This is a genomic window from Aquiflexum gelatinilyticum (assembly GCF_024813435.1).
Lineage (GTDB): Bacteria > Bacteroidota > Bacteroidia > Cytophagales > Cyclobacteriaceae > Cognataquiflexum > Cognataquiflexum gelatinilyticum.
The window spans coordinates 141,055-160,147 of sequence record NZ_JANAEZ010000010.1 but is presented as its reverse complement, the minus strand read 5'-3'; the positions used below and the strand labels follow the sequence as shown (position 1 = coordinate 160,147).

Here is a 19,093-nt window from a genome sequence, read left to right as displayed (position 1 = left end):
CAAATTTTCATGCAAAATCAAAAAATCATATCCCAATTACTTATTGTTGGATTGATATTGATTTGGTTGAATTATAAAAATGTATAAAATCAAAAAAGTGGTTTAAATTTTAACCAATATTTATATATTTTTTGTTGAAAAGTAAAAAACAGGTTTAAAAAATAGACATAAAAAAAGGAGTCTCTGTAAAAGACTCCAAGTGTGGGTTTATTTGTAACTGACTACAGCCGTATAAACTTTGGTAAATTATAAACATTTAAATGTTTTTCACTACCAAAATTTTTTAAACTTAATAAAAGCATATTAAAAGACCATAAAAACCATAAAATATTTTTTAACAATTTTTAAACATCCGAAGGATGTTTGGTTATTTCTGTGTTAACTGAAAAACCTTTGGAGTAACACCAAATTCGTTTTTGAAAGCCCTTATAAAGTAGGTGATATTGTTAAATCCAGACAAAAAACAGACTTCCTGAATTTGGTAATTAGCTAGTTGAAGATATTGTTTGGCCAGCCTGAGTCTTTCCTTCAGGATATAATCCATCGGAGAGAGGCCAAGCTCCACTTTAAAAGTCCTGGAAAAATGCGCTTTACTCATACAAGCCTTTTGGCTGAGTTCATCAAGGTTTAAGTTTTCCCGGATATTTGTTTTGATATAGTCAATAACATATGCCATCCTGTTGGAGGATGAAAGCGCTTTGTAGGTCTTTTCAAGCATTTCCCTGGCTTGGGTCTGGGAAAGCCTTATCAAAAGTTCCTTCAATGCAAAAGAGGCGATAAGGTCCTTTTCTTTGGATCTTTCTTTTACCCCGATCCTGATAAACCTGTTGATAATTTCTGAAAGGTCTTGGGTATTGATTAAATGAAAATAGGATAGGTCCAAACCCCAATCCTTGGTCACTTCCTTATCAGGAAGCCTTTCGTTCAATAGATTGAAGGTGTTTTCTATCATCTCTTTGGAAATTGACAAGGCAATGCATTGCGTGGGATTTTCCAGATTTGCTTCCGGAAAGTCGATTTTCATCACTTCATTGGGAGGGACTATCACAGATTCACCCGGCAAATATTCAAATCCGGGTTTTTCAAACAAATGCATGACCTTTTTCCCTTTGAGCATGGTAGTCAATACCAGGTCTCCAAAAGTCAGGTTGACATTTTTAGCCTCTTGGTGGGTTTCAAAAATATTGAGTTCGCAATCATGCAAAGTATAGGTAGTCCTGTTTTCCACTAGGGTTTTCAGGTCTTTTTCATTCCTCCAAGGCACTCCAGCTATAAAATTATTTTGCATTTTGGATATTTTGGGTAATGTTAAAGTTAGCAATTACGAATGTTTTTTCAAAAGCATATTTAATTTCAGCATCCGTTTGGGATGGGTGATTACGGATTTTGGACTGAGCATTTGCCATTAAATACTCAATTAATCAATTTAAGTGGATGACTTGATCGGATAGGTGGATTTTTTAGAAAACTTATTTGGGAAATTTGAATAATTCCAAAATAACCTAAATCATGACAACATTAACATTATCCGAAGCAAAGCCGGTTGATCGGCCTCACATCAAAGAAAAGTATGACCATTTTATCGGAGGCAAATGGGTAGCACCCTCTTCAGGTGAGTATTTTGACAATATTTCTCCTATTGACGGAAAAGTATTTTCCAAAGCTGCAAGAGGGAACAAAGCTGATATTGAAAAAGCATTAGACGCTGCACATGAGGCATTTCCTTCATGGTCCAAAACTTCCGCAACTGAAAGGAGCAAATTGCTCAACAAAATAGCAGATGTAATAGAGGCCAACCTGGAGATGCTGGCTAGAATAGAAACAATAGATAACGGAAAAGCATTGAGAGAGACAAGGGCTGCGGATTTGCCGCTGGTGATTGACCATTTCCGGTATTTTGCCGGTGTGATCAGGGCTGATGAAAGCACCATCTCCGAACATGACGAGCATACTGTCAGCATTGCACTTCATGAACCGCTAGGGGTTGTGGCGCAGATCATTCCATGGAATTTTCCGCTATTGATGGCCACATGGAAGATCGCTCCTGCACTTGCTGCCGGATGCTGTACCGTCGTCAAACCTGCGGAACAAACTCCTACAAGCATCATGGTGCTGATGGAACTCATTGGTGATATCCTTCCTCCGGGGGTCCTGAATGTGGTTACAGGATTTGGGGTAGAAGCAGGGAAACCTTTGGCATCATCCAGCAGGGTTGCAAAAGTTTCTTTCACCGGAGAGACAACCACAGGTCGTCTGATCATGCAATACGCTTCCGAAAACCTAGTTCCTGTCACCATGGAATTGGGCGGCAAATCTCCCAATATATTTATGAAGTCTGTTGCAGCTGCCGATGATGATTTCTTTGACAAAGCAGTGGAAGGTGCAGTACTTTTCGCATTGAACCAAGGCGAAGTCTGTACCTGTCCTTCCAGAATTCTGGTCCATGAAGACATCTATGATGTGTTTATGGAAAGAGTAATCGCCCGCACCAAAGCCATCAAAATGGGACATCCTTTAGCCGAAGACACCATGATGGGTGCCCAGGCTTCCAATGACCAATTTGAGAAAATCCTTTCTTACCTTGATATCGGGAAGCAGGAAGGTGCAGAAGTGCTTTGCGGAGGCACAAAGGCTTCTTTGAATTCGGGATTGGAAAATGGTTACTATATTCAGCCTACCATATTCAAAGGCCACAATAAGATGAGGATCTTCCAAGAAGAAATCTTTGGTCCTGTCGTCTCAGTGACTACTTTCAAAACCACAGAGGAGGCCATTGCCATCGCCAACGATACCATGTACGGATTAGGTGCAGGACTTTGGTCAAGGGATGCACACGAACTGTATCAAGTTCCACGAGCGATACTTGCAGGACGGGTTTGGGTCAATTGCTACCATGCTTATCCTGCACATGCCCCATTTGGCGGTTATAAAAAATCAGGCTTTGGAAGAGAAAATCACCTTATGATGCTCAACCATTACCGTCAGACCAAAAACATGCTCATCTCCTACGACAAGAAAAAACTCGGCTTCTTTTAAGGAGATTGAGACAAGAGATTTGATACGTGAGATTTGAGAGGTTTCCTTTGAATGAAGGAAACTTCTCTTTTTTTACAAAAAACAATTATTATAAATAATTATGGGGTTACTTACCGCCAACCATATAAGATTCGGATCGAAGTGCATTAGTAGCGGCTCCGCCACGGCGGACAGGTATGGACTGTGGACCGTCACCTAAGGTCAAATTAGCTAAAAATAAAACCCAAAAACCATGACACAAAAGAACAATTTGCCAAGAGTCCTGATCACCGAAGCGGCAATGGAAGTGATAGACACTTTGAGAAAACGGTTTGGATCAGATCTGATGTTTCACCAAAGCGGTGGCTGTTGCGACGGTTCTTCTCCGATGTGCTTCGAAAAAGGCGATTTCAAAGTTGGCGGAAGCGACATATGGATGGGCGAAGTATATGGCTGTGATTTTTTTATGAGTGCAGACCAATTTGAATATTGGAAACACACCGAACTCACTTTAGATATTACTCCTGGTAGGGGAAGCAGTTTTTCGATTGAAATCCCTATGGGAATTCGTTTTTTAATCAGATCAAGGCTCTTTACCATGGAAGAATTTGAAAACTTGATTCCCACCAAAACTGGGGATGAGGTGATGGATAGCATGTTTTGACAATTCTTATTTTTCGTTATCTTCATATCGAAACCTTTTACCTCTATGAAGAAAACTTTAATCGCATTTATCGGTCTTTTTTTAATTTATTGGATTGCTACGATGGTGGTGCCAGGAATCATTGAGAAAAAAGGAAATCCCGTCAAAACCCTTCCTCCTTACAAAGTATCTCCTGAAGCCCAAGCCCTATTCAATTCCTTTGATTTTGTGGCTGACCTTCATTGCGATGCTTTGTTATGGGGAAGAGACCTGACCAAAAAATCAGAAAACGGTCATGTGGATTTCCCAAGAATGCAGGAGGGAAATGCAGCCATGCAGGTTTTCACTATTGTGTCTAAGTCACCCAAAGGTCAAAACATGGAGGTCAACAGTGAGGACGCAACTGACAATATTACTCTGCTCAACATCGCACAGGGCAGGCCCGTATCCAACTGGTTTAGTCTCATGAAGCGGACGCTTTATCAATCTGCCCTGTTGGAAGAATTTTCCAGAGATTTTGATGGGCAATTCATGATCATCAAGTCCAGTGAAGATGTTAAGAAACTGGCAGAAGCAAGAAAAACAGACAAAAACATCATTGGAGGCCTATTAGGAATCGAAGGAGGACATGCCCTTGAGGGGAAAATAGAAAATCTGGACAAAGCGTATGAAGCGGGGGTGAGGCTGATCGGCCCATCACATTTTTTTGACAATGAACTCGGTGGTTCGGCACACGGCCTGAGTGGCGAAGGATTGACAGATTTTGGCAAAGCCGTAGTGAAAAGGATGAATGAATTGAACATGGTCATTGATTTGGCGCATGCTTCTCCTAAGATGTTTGACGATGTTCTGGAATTATCCTCAAAGCCTGTGATGGTTTCCCATACCGGGATTCGGGCAGTCCTCAATTCTCCCCGAAACCTTTCCGATGGTCAGATCCGAAGGCTGGCAGCCAAGGGAGGGATTATCGGAATTGCCTTTTTTGACATGGCAGTTGGTGAAAATGAAATCAGCGGAATCGTGGCCTGCATGAAGCGTGTCAAAAACCTTGTCGGTATTCAACATATTGCACTTGGATCTGATTATGACGGAAATGTGGCTGTGCCATTTGATATTACCGGATTACCGATAATCGTAGAAGCAATGATGCAGGAAGGATTTTCAGATGAAGAAATCAAAGCCATAATGGGTGAAAATGTAAAGAGGTTTTTGTTGGAAAACCTTTAATAAAAATCAGGAAGGCAGGTTTACAAGACACTTTTTATTTCAGCAAAAAGAAAATCAAAACATGCATACAATTGACGAGGTAATCTTACGCATGGACCAAATTGTCGCTGAATGCCGTCTCAAAAGCAGCAGGATAGGTTATTTTGCCATTTTGTACCGACAGGTGACCAAAAGGATCAAAAACGGAATCCTCAACTCAGAATTTGAGGACAATCCAAGAATGGAAAAACTCGACGTGCTGTTTGCAAAGCGGTTTATTGATGCTTATGACGCTTTTCAGTCAGGCCAAAAACCTACCGCAAGTTGGGAGCATGCATTTGAGGCAGCGGATTCTACCAAACACCTCGTCCTCCAGCATCTTCTTCTCGGAATCAATGCCCACATCAACCTTGATCTGGGAATTGCTGCGGTGGAAACCATAGATGGACATGACCTAGCATCCCTTCAAAACGATTTCAACAAAATCAATGCTGTGCTGGCAGAATTGGTAGATGGAGTCAAGGATAACATAGGTTTTATTTCTCCGTTTTTCAAAACCTTGATCCGGTTTGCGAAAGGTAAAGAAGAAATCCTGGTAAACTTCAGCATCAAACTCGCCCGGGACGGTGCCTGGAAATTTGCCTGGAAATACCAAGCTTCTTCAGACAAAATCGAAGCTATTCAGAAAAGGGACAAAGCCATCACCTTATTGGCCAAAGGCCTGATCAATCCCGGAATCAAGCTCAGGCTTTGGGTTTGGCTGATAGGATTGGCCGAGTGGAAATCAGTTCCTGAAATTATGGACCAACTGGACAAAGCCTCCAAAACTTCTATTTCGGTCACTTAAAACCTGCTTTGGTGTAAATCTGAAAACATTTTAAACAGAGACAGGTAAAAGAATTAGTTTAGAGATTCAATCTATGAAAATCAGCCACATACTAATTTTGATTACCCTGTTGTTTTTATTTCCCTTAACCATTTTTGGGCAAACCTTGCTATCAGGTCATGTTTACGACCAAAAAACAAACCAACCCATTCCTTTTGTAAATATTCAGGTAAAAGGAAAAGAACGAAAGGGGACAACAACAGATGTGAGGGGTTTGTTTAGACTGGATCCATTTGTAGACAATGAGGTTTTGATCATTTCACATGTCGGATATTTTCCACAAGAAATTACCCTCCAAGCACTAAAATCAAGGCCGGATATTTTTTTGGTTCCAATGGCTGTTGAATTAGGTGAGGTACAAATCCTTGCCGGTGAAAATCCTGCCTTACCTATCATCCGAAAAGCAATTGCCAACAAAGACCTGAATAATCCTGACAAACTTGATTCATATCGATTTACCAGCTACAACAAAATGGTCATGACTTTAGATGGACTTAACGAACTGCCTGAAGTGGATGATACCACAGTAAATTTTCTCAAAGGAGGGCACATTTTTATGACTGAAAGCTTCTCCGAAGTGGTTTTCAAAAAGCCGGGAAAAAGGAACGAAACGGTCAAAGCTTCCAAAATGTCCGGCATAGAAAACCCGCTTGTGGCCATGGCTTCGAGCAGTTTTCAGCCTTTTTCATTTTACACAGACCATATCAAAATCCTTGAAGTTCCTTATGTCAATCCACTTTCCAATGACGGATTGAGAAAATACGATTACTTCCTCGAAGACAGTATCCAAAATGAAATCGGCACTTCTTACATCATCAGCTACCAACCCAAAGAAGGCAAAGTCTACCAATTGGGTAAAGGACTGATGTACATTTCCTCTTTGCAATATGCCTTGGAAAATATGGTCATCAAACCATCCGACCCAGATACAAACTTACTTTTTGAATTGCAACAAAAGAACCGTTGGGATGGCAAAAATTGGTTTCCTGAGCAATTGAACAGTATCTACCTTGCACCGGAAATGGAATTTGAGGGGAAAGCTTTTAAAATCACCAACCAGACTTTCCTCTCCGAAGTACAAATCAATGAGCTCGATCGGAGTACGAAGTTCGGACCGATTGCACTCAACTTTGACATTCAAAATGACCTTTATGATTGGGGAAATCTCCGTTTGGATTCCCTTACTTCCCGGGAGTATCTCACCTATGTGAGGTTTGACAATATGCCCGAAAAAGACAAAAGACGTCTCAATATGGCCTCCAAGTTGTTGACCCAACTGAGCTCGGGAAGAATTCCATTGGGACCTGTTGATCTGATTCCAAACAGGGTATTGAGATTCAATAGGTTTGAGAGTGTGGGATTAGGGTTGGGCCTGTCCTCCAATGAAACCCTGTCCGATGTTGTTAGATTTGAGGGTTATTTTAGGTATGGATTCCGAAACAAAAGCTGGAAATACGGAGCGGGGACAGAATTGCGATTGGATAAAAAATATGATTCCAAGCTGCTCTTGTATTATAGCCAAGACATCTCCGAACCGGGAAAAACCTTACTTACCAAAACCAACTCGTTCAGTTCTGCGGGAAACATTTTTAGAAATTTCCTTGCCGACCGCATGGATGAAGTGGAGCGGTATTCCGTCGAATTCTCCCAAATGCCATTGAAAGGTGTCCGATTAGGAATATTTGGCTCACTAGAAAACCGCTCCAATGTACTCAATTATGCCATTGGAGTTCCTTCCGACAATTTTCCTAGCGTCTTTACCGCAACAGAGACAGGGATCGATTTCCGTTTTGTAGGAGGGGAAAATGTGTCAAGGATCGGAAATAATTTGATTTCTTGGACCCTATCCTATCCTGTGGTCAGCTTGCGGGCGTCCAAAGCCATTCCGGATGCGATTGGAGGAAATGTGGATTTTTGGAACACTGAATTCAAATTCCAACACCAATGGAGTTCCGGTAATTCCCTGAATCAATTCCACCTTTCGGCACATGGCATTTGGGGAGATAACCTGCCGATTTCCTACCTAAACACAGGTTATGGCATCAATGTCGGACAGAGGAACGCTTTGGACTTTGCCTTATCGTTTCCAGGATATTTACAGACTATGTTTCTGTATGAATTCCTTTCTGAAAGGAGTATGCATGCGAGCTATTCCCATCAGACAGGTCCTTTGTTTTACAAAAAAGCAGGAAAGGCGATTTTTGCCCCGCAACTCAAATTTCACCAAAGCTTTGCTATCGGCAGTTTGAGTAATCCAGAGTTTTATGATTTTGTCGATTTCAAAACCATGGAAAAAGGTTATCTCGAATCGGGCATTGAATTAAACAACATAATCAAACAAAAATCAGGACTTCAATACCGGGGATGGGGACTCGGTGCTTTTTACCGATATGGACCTTATGCAAATCCGACATTTAAAGAAAACCTGACCATCACTTTGTCGATTACCGCTTCATTTTGATCACACCCTTAAACCATTAGCAGTTCTGAAAACCTGAATATTCTGTTCGCTTTTTTCGCGGGTTTTGACAGTTTGTTCATTGGCATATACCTGAACCCTCAATTCTGCCAAGTCCAGCAATTCATCATAAGGTCCTCTAGGAGATATCAATTTGACAAAAATCGGTGCGGTCTCCACTGCCACAAAAAGCAGCATGATCATGATATTGGCCCAAAACATGGCATTGCTCTCTTTGGTCAAAACCTCCAAAGCATCCAATCTCGCTGCCAATCCATCAAATCCGTCGATATTGGGTTGGATCTTATCAAATTCCGCCTGTCTCAAAGCAGTCAGTTTTTTGATTTCAGAATCCAAAGTATCCATTCTAATTTGATGGCCGGCACGAAGTGCTTCCAAGTCTTTTTGCGCAATGTCAAGTTGTTGTTCTTTTTTCTTGGCATTGCTTCCCAATCCGACTATCCCGCTGGTTCCGTCTGTTTTGGTGCCGAAGCGCTCGAAATCATATTCCTTTTGGACTTTGTCCCGGAAAGCTGTCGCAGCAGCAACTTCTGATTTCAAACTGTCTTTTTTGGCTTCCAATCCATTGATTTCAGAAAATCCAGCTTTCAAAGCTTCCTTGCTTTGGGCGATCATGGCAGTTTTTTTCTCATCCAATTTCCTGTTGATTTCCCTTTCGAAAATCTTAAGCTCCAATGGTCTCGAAATCACAATGGCCAAAAGCACGGCGAACACCAATCTCGGTATAGCCATTTTCCATTCCGCCAAAGCATTGTTGCGCTTGCGCATACTTGCCACGATAAACCTGTCCAAGTTGAAAATCATTAAACCCCAAACCAACCCAAACCCGATAGCATACCAGGGAGATTCAAAAACTGTGTAAAGGGCATATCCCGCAGAAATCGCTGCCAAAAGTCCCGTAAAAAATACAGTTCCGCCGATACCGACATATTTGTGTGTTTCGGTCGGTGTTTTGGTCAAAAGGGGCGCATACGCACCGGAACAGAACCAAAAGAATTTGGTGATTTTATTCATAATCGGATGGGATTGCTTGGAATACAAAACTGCTAACAAAAAACGAACTAGAACCTGCGAAAGTATGGAGTTTTTGGTTTCACTTGATAAAAATGGGATGGAATCAGGGAAATAAGGTTTAGAAACAAGATTTGGGTAAAAAAATCTTCCAAACCACGGGGAGGTAATGAATCTCAATATTCTGTCCGAATCTGGAAAACTTTAGAAAAGTGTTCATTTTTTGTCCGAAATTGGCACATCATTACTTTCAAGCTATAATTAAAAACATAGAATATGAAAAATCCTTTTGGTTCAAAGATCCTTGTGCTAGTTTTCTTTTTCACCTCCAGTTTGGCAAATATCCAGGCACAGGAAAATAGATTCGCAGTTGAGGTTGCGGCTTTGGTCGTCAAATACGCAGATCTTCCAACTTATAAAGGAGGAATTGTCTTTACCGGAAGCTCCAGTATCCGCTTTTGGAAAACATTGGAAAAAGACTTTCCAAAATCGAAAATCGTCAATACGGGATTTGGAGGATCGCAGACAGATGACCTTTTGCTTTACCTTGATGAACTGGTCATCAATTTTGAACCCAAAAAAATATTTATCTATGTGGGAGAGAATGACATCAATGCCGGCAAACCTGTCAGGCAGGTGCTCAGCGAATATGCGGTACTGATGGAAAGGGTAAGCACGAAATTTCCGGATACAGAATTTTATTTTATCGGAACCAAGCCAAGTCCAAGCCGTTGGGAGAAAAGAGGTCAAATGATGGCCCTCAATGAGGAAGTCAGGATGCTGGCCCAAAATAAAGAAAAGGTAACTTACATCGATGTTTGGGCATCAATGCTTGACAAGTCAGGAAGTCCAAATGAAGAATTATTTGTCGAAGACCGTCTCCACATGAATGCCAAAGGCTACAAAATCTGGAAGAAAGCGGTGAAAGAGCACTTAAGGTAGTTTGTTATTTGGTTAATGGTTATTTGGTTAACTGTTTCTAAGCTCAATCCCTGAACATAGTCGAAGAGTTTTATTTTGGATTCTAGTCTCGTTTCATGGTACTTGGTTCTTAGTACAAAGTTCTCGCTTCTTGACTCTCGTCTCTCGCTTCTCACCTCTCGCTTCTGTCTCACATCTCATTTCTCAAATCTCACATCTCAAGTCTCACGTCTCAAATCTAAACCATGTCCAAATCCATCAATCTCGGAATCCAGATTGTCCCAAAAAGCAAAACCCTCGACAGTTATGCTTTGGTGGACAAAGCCATTGAAGTCATCCAAAAATCAGGCGTCAAATATGAAGTCACCCCATTTGAAACCGTGATGGAAGGCCCACAGGACAAACTGATGGCGATAGCTTTACTTGCGCAAGAGGCCGTATTGGCAGCGGGGGCGGATGAAGTATTGGTCTATTACCGAATGCAGGTCAGAAAAGAATACGATGTTACCATGGAAGAAAAAACAGCCAAATTCAGGTAAAAATGCAGAATTTCAGAGACTAAAAAACAGACTATCTATTATTGGCAAATCAGCTGATTCGGTTTAAAACCATTGAATTTTAAACTCAATTATTTTTTTGATTTTGGTAAAAAATCCTCCGATATTCCGTGGAAACAACTGTTAAACTGTCCTGAAAAATGACCCGGATTTTTATTGGTTTCCTATGCCTGATTGTCTTTTCAAATGAAGTAGCTGCACAAATCAAAATAGTCAATTACGATATTCTTACCAATGAAATCAATGGCAACATGCCGATGCCTTCGGAGGATATTTTTTTTGTAAAAGGAGCCTTGCCTAAGAATATTGAACTGGTAGAAGTCAGGGTGCTGAGGGGAGGAAAATCATCCAACATAGAAAAAACTTATTCCTGGGAAAAACCTTTTGATTTTGAAATTTCCCAGTTTGAATTATTTGTCTCTGACCCTTTAAGAAGCAATGAAAATTACCGCTTTGAGTTCAGCTTTTTCAAAAAAGCTGAACCTACACAACTTGAAATAATCAAAAAATCCATCAATAATAACCTTGAATCCTACATCAGGGCCAATCTTGAGGTTTCCTCCAAAGGTATCCGAGCCAACCACCCAAACCATGTCATGATGGCTCAAATGGATCAAATCGTGATCGATGCCTTGGAAGATTACCGGCATTATTTAGGAAAAGAATTCAAAGGATTTAGCGGAATATTCCGCCAAAAACTGGAACAGAGAGACCGCCTGAAGCTCAGGAAAGCAAGGTTTAACATAACCGGTAAAAACAAGGAAGACAACGACAAGGCAGTGTATGCCAACCAATACATCAATGAACTCATTGCCGCCGCCCAAAACGAATCGGATCAATTTGTGGACAACAGCTTGCTGACCTTGGTTGAAATCAGGAAGATAGATAGTTTCCCTACTGAAAAAAAACCTTCAACCTTACCGTTGAATTTTGGATATGCGACTATTCCTTTCAAAAGGTACTTGCCCGATACCCAATATCTACACGGATTTTACACGGGAGTTTCCATTCCTTTAGGCAACAGAACATTCACAAAGTTCCTTGGGAATACCTCCTTTTCTGCAGGTGTATTTATCCAAAACTTTGAGACAAAACAAGGAGACAAAATCACCGGACAATTTATTGGGGTACCGATGTATGCCGGTCTTGGCTATAAATTTTTTAGGATTATGCGGTTCAATGTTGGGGCTGTTTTGGTCAACCACGAAGAAATCAATACCGGAATCAGCCATGATTATGTCCAGTTCTTTACAGGAATCAGCTTGGAATTTAACCTTTGGATGGGACTCAATAAATTACGGTAAGGATGAAAAAAAGAACCTTTCTTTTTTTACTTGGCCTCATTTGCATTTTTGAGAGAGCATATTCCCAGCAAAAGGAATTTCAGTGGAGAATCGGAGCAAGCGGCGGATTCACCAATTATTATGGTGACCTCACTCCTTACAAGCTCGACGGACTCCATAATTGGGATGCAAACAGGCATTTGTTTTACTTTAATGAAAACTATGCTGACCGGCCTTCCTATAAGATATTTTTGGAGAAGCAGCTGAATCAGACCATTGGACTCATGCTGAACTTTGGTAATTACCATTTTGGGATGAGTGACAGGTATATCCAACGTAACGGGGATCTTTACCTAGAGAACCCCAACTTTGCCCGGGGATTGAATTTTGAAAACCATACCCGTGATCTTGGTCTTTCATTTGTTTTCAAGTCAGACAATGACAGGCTCCTTCCTTTCAATTCATTGATTGCCCCCTATTTTACTCTCGGTTTGGGATATATCCATTTTGAGGTAAAAGGAGATCTTTTGGATGGTGACGGCCAACGCTATGATCAAAATTTGCCGGGAATCATCCATGATGGGATTTATGAGACCAACCTTTCTGATTGGAATACCGAGTTGGTTAATGGCTACGACCTTGATTCTTGGTATGCTAATTTTGGATTGGGATTCCGTATCCGATTGGGACAAAAGATGGAATTTTTTGCCCAAAGTGATTTTCTACACACTTTCACTGATTTCCTTGACGATGCTAGCGGCAAGTACAGGATGAATTATGACAATGATTTTCAGGCTTATGCAGCCAAACCGGGGACAAATGTAATTGATCCTGAAAGCCCCTATCGCGGCCATCCTGACGGTGGCAAGGATTGGATTATTTACCATGGGATCGGCTTGAAATTCAATTTCGGAGCAAGCAAAAAGACTTTTAAAGCACCAAGACTGAGCTCTTATCATCCATATAGTCCTATAAACCAAAAAGAAACCTCAAAATTTCGACCGGAAAACAAACTCGATTCATTGCCTGAAAGACAAGTCAAAATCACCAATAATTTTAATTATACTTTCAAATTGATCGAAGCAGAAAGGTTGGACAGTTTGGCTTATGCCACCAAAATCCTGGCATTTGAGCAGGAAATCCAAAAAAGAGAAACCCGGATCATTGAAGGAAAAACAACAGAAAGAAGGCTTTTGGACCTTTCCCGGACATTTGACAGCCAATATGAAAACCTGGAGAAAGATTCTAGGCTGGATCCAAAAGAAAAGCAGGATTTATTGCTTTCTTCAGAAAAAGCCAGATTCAATGTCAGGTATAGCATGGATAGCCTTTACCGCAGGCAGCAGGAACTTTTTCAGGAAATTGACTCGATAGCAGCGCTCAAAAGAAATCTTCCTTTGGAGCAAAGGGTTTTGGTTTTCCCAAATATGGATAGTGTTTTTCAAAAGCAGGTCGCGGTTTCAGATTCTGTTTTCCGTGAGTCAGCCTTGAGTTCGGAAAAAAAGGATCTTGCTTCTTCAACCTCAAAAACTAATCTACAGGATAATGGACAAACCCCCACCGAAAATCAAGCCTCCCCTACTGGCATGACATCGGCAAATGAGGAAACCATCTCTGAAGCAAGACTGACCCAAATGGAGCAGGAAAACAAATACCTGAAATCAGAGCGGGACAGGATTCTCAGGGAATATAGTGACTACCAAAAAGCCAACAAGCCCAAAAAGCAAAAGCCACAATACATTGAAAACACAAAGACTATCCAAAAAGAAAATACAAATACTGTTGCCGAACAAGATGAAAGGCAACGGCGAAAGAGGTGGTGGTGGCCTTTTGCTGCGGCAGGAGGAGTGGCCACTGTAGTTGCATTGTCAGACAATGGCGATAATGACAATGGGCCTATTGACTCAGCTGCTGTTGCACAGGCGTTTCTCGAAAACCAAGAAACCATCTTGGCAATTTCTTCCGCCATGCTTGGGTTGGATCTTCTCGGAATACCTTTGGAGGGAGATTCAGCATCAATGGCTTTGGAAATCCCTAATGACTCACTATCCAAAGAAGAACCCAAAACACCTCTATTCAAATCCAAGGAAATTGTTTATTTTAAACTGAACCAAAGGTTCCCTGATGCCTCAGAAACCGAAAAATTAGGCCTTTTAGGTGAATTTATGAAAAACAATGAAGGGTATCTGTTGGTGGTAACAGGGTTTGCAGACAATACCGGAAATGTGAATTTCAACCTCAGGCTGGCGGAAGAACGTGTGAATTCCGTGGCAGATTTCCTGAAAAATGAATTTGGGTTAGAAGACGAGCAACTCCGACTGGAAACCGGCGGTCAGGTCATCCGTGGAACACGCCAAACTGCCAATGAACTCGATCGAAGAGTGGAAGTTAGGTTGGAGAGGAAGTGATTGCGTGGAAGGTTAATTGGTTATTTGGTTTTCAATGTTGTTATGGTTGGAATTGTTTTAATTGTTGTCTGCTTCGCGTTGTCAGGTTGTCAAGTTGATAAAGATGCTAAAACTGCAAACTAGTAATGTTCCATTAAGATAAAAACTACTTCAAACTGACACTGAATCCTTCGACTGCCAACTGTGACTGGAAACTAGGTCTTGGCACATCATGCTTTGTCCAAAAATCTCGCCTCTCGTTTCTCGTCTCGCGCTTCTGTCTTGATACTTGACACTAAAAACTTGATACTTCCTACTTTCTTTCTTCAAATAACGAGTATTTCAATTTTTCTCTAAGCATCTGCAGGGCTTTGACGCCTTTTGGGGAATTGCCTTTGCCATTGAGAGGCGGACTCCAGACAGCGACAGAAAATTTGTTGGGCATCACAGCGACAATTCCTCCACCTACGCCGCTTTTTCCGGGCAGGCCAACACGAAAAGCAAACTCTCCCGACTCGTCATAAAAACCACAAGTGAGCATCAGTGCGTTGATCCTTTGGGTATCGATCGGGCTGAGGACTTGCCTTTTGGCATAAATAGAATATCCCTGGTTAGCCAAAAAGGAGAAAGATCTTGCAAGGTCCGCACAACATAATTCGATGGCACATTGGCCGCAATAGGTCCTAATGACTTCTTGGATGTTATTTTCAAAATTGTTGTAGGCCTTTAGAAAATAAGCCAAAGCCGTATTCCTCTCCGAATGGGCGATCTCCGAGTTCATCACCGATTCATCGATTTGGACGCAGGTTCTTCCCACGATTTCGTTGATGAAAGCATGGATTTCTTCCAAAGGATTTTGGTGTAAAGTGCTGAGTGCATCGGTGATTACCAATGCCCCGGCATTGATAAAGGGGTTTCTCGGGATTCCTTTTTCGAATTCCAGTTGCGCAATCGAGTTGAAAGGATTACCGCTTGGTTCGACATTTACCCTTGACCAAAGTTTATCTTTGAAAACGTGGGCGACCATAGTCAAAGTCAATACTTTAGAAATACTTTGAATGGAAAAAGGAATGTCATAATCACCAACTCCATACACTTTCCCTTCCAGGTCTACCAAGGCAATCCCAAAATGATCGGGATTGACCTTTGCCAGTTCGGGAATATAGTCCGCGACTTTCCCTCCAAAATCCTGGTCTTTTAATTCATGGTAGATGCCGTCAATGATTGCTTGGTAGTTCATGGCTCAATTTCCTTATTTAATTTGGCACCTAAAACCTTTAAAGGAATTTTGTAGGCGATTTCAAACATGTACCCGTCTATCACACTATCCACCTGAAAACTTCCCTCCTGCCCTTTTCCTGTCCATTCATAATTGAAAGTTACGGCCGGATTGAGCATAAATGCACGCGAAACCTGAAATATCAAAAAGGAAGATTTCAAAAACTGAAGTTCTCCATGGATTCCCGCTTTGAAGAAAATCCTGCTTCTTTGCTTATCAGCTTCCCAAGTATACACCAACCTGTCAGAAGAAGGAATATCTCCTCCCCATTCATATACACCACGACCGGATTCTCTATTGTATTTTCCAAGAGGAACAGCAATCCAATTGACTGCGAAATTAGCCCCGAACCTGAACTTTTCCTTTTCTCCGACAGGAATATTAAAGCGGATACCAATTGGGACGATGAGGCTGTTTATTCCGGTTGGAGAATAAACTGAATGGTCCAATTCGGGGATATAAAAAAAATCATCCGGACTGTGATAGATAAAATTCAGGCCAATTTCATAGCTGAGGTTCGATTTGCGGTAGCCATAATTTAATCCATGAAATCCGCTCCAATTGGAATATGAACTTTCCACTTTGTCAGGTTCGGATTCGATCCGCCACCCGCCATTGTAAAACAAATAGCCTCCATCCTCCCGGCTCATCTTTTGGTATTGTTCCTGTCGGTGCCACCGTGCCACCCGTCTGTGGTCGTCAGACATGTATTGGGCCTCCACTTCCCATGAAAACAGGAAAAGAATCAAGGATAAAAAATGAAAGACAATGAACTTTGAACTCATTTATTTTGAACAAGTTTTTAATACTCAAACTTATAACTATCTGATTCAAAAAATATTTTCAAAGAGAAGAAGAATTTAATTTTTATATTTCCTATACATAAATTTCTTATGTATATAATTTTCTTTTATATTCGCTTTCTATCCTGATTACGATACTCACATGTCAAACAATAACCTGATCAAAGGAAGTCTGCAGACCATTATCCTCAAACTTCTTGAGGAAAATGACCGGATGTATGGCTATGAAATTACCCAAAAAGTCAAGGAACTGACCGCCGGGGAAATCAAAATCACGGAAGGTGCCCTCTACCCTGCCCTGCACAAGTTGGAAGCTGATGGATTGCTGACTACCGAAATCGAGCAGGTCGATAACCGGGTCAGGAAATACTACAGCCTGACCAAAGACGGTCAAAAGGAAGTGGACAACAAAATGGCCGAGTTGCAGGGATTTGTAGAAAACCTCCAAAGAATTCTTAATCCAACTTGGAATCCGGGATTGACATAACCTTTGAGGTTTTTGGAACCTCGAAGGTTTCAGTAAAAATTCAGCCTTTCCGAGGTAATAAAAAATTATCCTAAATTAAAAAACCTTCGAGGTCTTGAAGACCTCAAAGGATGTCCGAAGAGAAATGCGAAACCTGACTGACATAGAATATCAAGCCATCAAAAGCGCCATTGTCCGAAAAGAAATCTCTTCGGCCGAAATCCTCATGGAGGTCTATGACCATTATGTCAGCCACTTGCAGGAATATGGGGAAGTTGATTTTGATGATCAATTGGCAGAACTGGAAGAAAAATTCACTTATGGGTATTGTCATGCCTTGCAGGCCAAATTCAACAAAGAAATCCGAAAAGAAATCGGTGTCCTTCAGTGGGAAGTCGTCAAGAAAAATTTTTGTTTATCGAGAATTCTTTACGTGCTGGGATTTATGATGATTGCTTTTTACTTGGGTTCGAATGTGAAAAACGAAAAAGAAGGAGCAATAATGATGGTTGCACCATTACTGATCCTATCGGTTTTCCATATTTATTTCTTAGTCAAATCAAGCAGCAGAATCAAAAAGATCAAGGAAAACATGAGTCAGGCAAGTTCGCTGCAATCTTCTTTATTTTATCCTTTTTCTGAAAGGATGTATTTGCCGGTAATTATGGCGTATTCCATTGTTTGGTTTGCAGATCTCATTTTTGATGTGCAGGTACTTTCAAACATAGCTCCACAGATTGCCGCAACGTTTTCAATCCTTCTTTTCATCTATGTGATTTCCCTGATGGAGGTCTGGAAAATCAAATCCAAAACATCCCTGATATGAAACTATCCAAACCCCAAATCGAAAAGATAAACCAATCCATCAAACCGGGGATTTATTACCAAGACATCCGATCGGAATTGGTGGACCACTTGGCATCAGCCGTCGAGCAGGAAATGGAAGAAGGTGAGATTTCCTTCGAGTTGGCTTTGGATCAACAGCTCGCAAAGTTGAATTTAGACAGATTCCAAAGACAAGTTTTGATCAGTCATCATTCTTCCGCATTCAAAAAGTTATTTGCAGGTTGGGTAAATCTAGAAAATTTTGGTTTGGCTTTGCTCGCATTTTGTGTGACGTATTTTCTGATCCATATTGGTTCCATAGAAGCAAGTCATACATATTCTACTTTCCTGATCGTCATGATCACTGTAAATACGGCACCATTTTTCTATTGGATTTTCACTAAGCCCATGCGCAATAGCAGTGAGTTTATGTCTGCCATCAACAGCATGTTTTTACTGTACATATGCATGTCATTTTCTTTCGACTTGTTACTTGAGTTTTCATCTCTTCCAAAGCAAATCTTTATGCCGGCCTTTATAGGAATCTTAGCAGGGCAATTGCTCATCGGGATCAGGTTGGTCAGCAGTACTTATGAAAAATTGAAACTTGCCAAACAATGAAACTCACCAAACCCCAGATCGAGCAACTTAAAACCCTGATTTCCAAAAAAGGATATCCTGAAATCGATGTCCAATATGAAATCCTGGACCATGTGGCCTGCAAGGTGGAAACAATGCTTGATGAAAATCCGAAACTTAATATCGGGGAAGCCTTTCAAAAAGTCCATGCTTCATTTGGAATTTTTGGATTCAGTGGATTGGAGGAATCTTATAAAAAGCTGATAGAAACCCGCCTGACGAAATATTTTTGGCAAGAATTGAAATCAAACCTGCTAAGCATCAAGATATTGGTTCCTTTACTTTTGACTTTTTGTTACTTCCAAAGTGCGTATGTTCTAGAGAAGTATTTCAGTTTCGGTGAAGGAGGCCAACTGTTGATTGGTTTGTTATTCTTGGCTTTTGTGATGCTTTGGTGGTTTTATTCCTTTGGCAGAGGTTTCAAAAAATACAAAAACTATGCATCATGGAGGGGAAATCAAGGGATATTGATGTTCACTTATCTTCCGCTTCAGTTTATGATACAGGGATACAAATACGTGGGAAACTTTAATTTGCTTGACCCGTCAACTTTGGGTTTTTGGCAGGTTTTTGCTGTTCTGTTTGTCTTTGCCGGCTTGTCCATCCTAAGTTCTCTTCCCGGAGTTTTCTCAAAATCCCTTAAAGACACAAAAAAACTAGAGGAGGTTTATAGGTTGGTTTGATTTCCTTTTG

17 protein-coding genes are annotated in these 19,093 nt (G+C 41.0%); 13 read left to right on the top strand and 4 right to left on the bottom strand.

Going from position 1 to position 19,093, the window contains the following annotated elements; translation table 11 throughout:
* Window positions 1-367 precede the first annotated feature (367 nt).
* Window positions 368-1,288, bottom strand: coding sequence for an AraC family transcriptional regulator (locus NK987_RS18875; RefSeq protein WP_258421328.1), 921 nt, complete (start codon window positions 1,286-1,288; stop codon window positions 368-370).
* A gap of 221 nt (window positions 1,289-1,509) precedes the next feature.
* Between NK987_RS18875 and NK987_RS18870 the strand changes: the two genes are divergently transcribed.
* From NK987_RS18870 to NK987_RS18850, 5 genes are all read left to right on the top strand, one after another.
* Window positions 1,510-3,036, top strand: coding sequence for an aldehyde dehydrogenase family protein (locus tag NK987_RS18870; RefSeq protein WP_258421327.1), 1,527 nt, complete (start codon window positions 1,510-1,512; stop codon window positions 3,034-3,036).
* A 232-nt stretch (window positions 3,037-3,268) separates the two neighbouring features.
* Window positions 3,269-3,679: a DUF779 domain-containing protein gene (locus tag NK987_RS18865; protein ID WP_258421326.1), complete on the top strand. Its 411-nt coding sequence runs from the start codon at window positions 3,269-3,271 to the stop codon at window positions 3,677-3,679.
* 45 nt (window positions 3,680-3,724) lie between these two features.
* Window positions 3,725-4,885 (top strand): dipeptidase, encoded by a 1,161-nt coding sequence (locus NK987_RS18860; protein ID WP_258421325.1) that lies wholly within the window; start codon window positions 3,725-3,727, stop codon window positions 4,883-4,885.
* Between the two features lie 61 nt (window positions 4,886-4,946).
* Window positions 4,947-5,711, top strand: coding sequence for a DUF5995 family protein (locus NK987_RS18855; protein ID WP_259265123.1), 765 nt, complete (start codon window positions 4,947-4,949; stop codon window positions 5,709-5,711).
* 73 nt (window positions 5,712-5,784) lie between these two features.
* On the top strand, window positions 5,785-8,211 hold the full coding sequence (locus tag NK987_RS18850; protein ID WP_259265122.1) for a DUF5686 and carboxypeptidase-like regulatory domain-containing protein: 2,427 nt from the start codon (window positions 5,785-5,787) through the stop codon (window positions 8,209-8,211).
* On the opposite strand, the gene NK987_RS18845 is transcribed toward NK987_RS18850, so the two are convergent.
* Window positions 8,212-9,243 carry a DUF4407 domain-containing protein gene (locus tag NK987_RS18845; RefSeq protein WP_259265121.1) on the bottom strand — a complete coding sequence of 344 codons (1,032 nt, stop codon included), beginning with the start codon at window positions 9,241-9,243 and terminating at the stop codon, window positions 8,212-8,214.
* Between the two features lie 273 nt (window positions 9,244-9,516).
* Here NK987_RS18845 and NK987_RS18840 point away from each other — a divergent pair, with 273 nt between their 5' ends.
* The 4 genes from NK987_RS18840 (at window position 9,517) to NK987_RS18825 (ending at window position 14,409) form a co-directional block, all read left to right on the top strand.
* Window positions 9,517-10,182 (top strand): GDSL-type esterase/lipase family protein, encoded by a 666-nt coding sequence (locus NK987_RS18840; RefSeq protein ID WP_259265120.1) that lies wholly within the window; start codon window positions 9,517-9,519, stop codon window positions 10,180-10,182.
* A 224-nt stretch (window positions 10,183-10,406) separates the two neighbouring features.
* Entirely contained in the window at window positions 10,407-10,700 is a 294-nt protein-coding gene (locus tag NK987_RS18835) for a thiamine-binding protein (RefSeq protein ID WP_258421319.1), read from the top strand.
* A gap of 158 nt (window positions 10,701-10,858) precedes the next feature.
* Complete coding sequence (locus NK987_RS18830) at window positions 10,859-12,022, top strand: hypothetical protein (protein ID WP_259265119.1); 1,164 nt, start codon at window positions 10,859-10,861, stop codon at window positions 12,020-12,022.
* Window positions 12,023-12,024: 2 nt separating this feature from the next.
* Window positions 12,025-14,409: an OmpA family protein gene (locus NK987_RS18825; protein WP_259265118.1), complete on the top strand. Its 2,385-nt coding sequence runs from the start codon at window positions 12,025-12,027 to the stop codon at window positions 14,407-14,409.
* Window positions 14,410-14,701: 292 nt separating this feature from the next.
* Here the strand turns inward: NK987_RS18825 and NK987_RS18820 are convergent, their stop codons facing one another.
* Entirely contained in the window at window positions 14,702-15,628 is a 927-nt protein-coding gene (locus tag NK987_RS18820) for a glutaminase (protein WP_259265117.1), read from the bottom strand.
* Window positions 15,625-16,452: a hypothetical protein gene (locus NK987_RS18815; RefSeq protein ID WP_259265116.1), complete on the bottom strand. Its 828-nt coding sequence runs from the start codon at window positions 16,450-16,452 to the stop codon at window positions 15,625-15,627. The genes NK987_RS18820 and NK987_RS18815 overlap by 4 nt, the downstream gene beginning before the upstream one ends.
* 160 nt (window positions 16,453-16,612) lie before the next feature.
* Here NK987_RS18815 and NK987_RS18810 point away from each other — a divergent pair, with 160 nt between their 5' ends.
* The 4 genes from NK987_RS18810 to NK987_RS18795 all read left to right on the top strand — a co-directional run bounded on the left by NK987_RS18810 (window position 16,613) and on the right by NK987_RS18795 (window position 19,083).
* Entirely contained in the window at window positions 16,613-16,957 is a 345-nt protein-coding gene (locus tag NK987_RS18810; protein ID WP_113925922.1) for a PadR family transcriptional regulator, read from the top strand.
* Window positions 16,958-17,051: 94 nt separating this feature from the next.
* A complete protein-coding gene (locus NK987_RS18805) occupies window positions 17,052-17,762 on the top strand; it encodes a hypothetical protein (RefSeq protein ID WP_259265115.1) in 711 nt (236 codons plus the stop codon).
* Entirely contained in the window at window positions 17,759-18,382 is a 624-nt protein-coding gene (locus tag NK987_RS18800; RefSeq protein WP_258421313.1) for a hypothetical protein, read from the top strand. The genes NK987_RS18805 and NK987_RS18800 overlap by 4 nt, the downstream gene beginning before the upstream one ends.
* The gene (locus NK987_RS18795; protein WP_258421312.1) at window positions 18,379-19,083 is read left to right on the top strand and encodes a hypothetical protein; all 705 of its coding nucleotides are present in this window, start codon (window positions 18,379-18,381) and stop codon (window positions 19,081-19,083) included. The genes NK987_RS18800 and NK987_RS18795 overlap by 4 nt, the downstream gene beginning before the upstream one ends.
* Window positions 19,084-19,093: the final 10 nt, after the last annotated feature.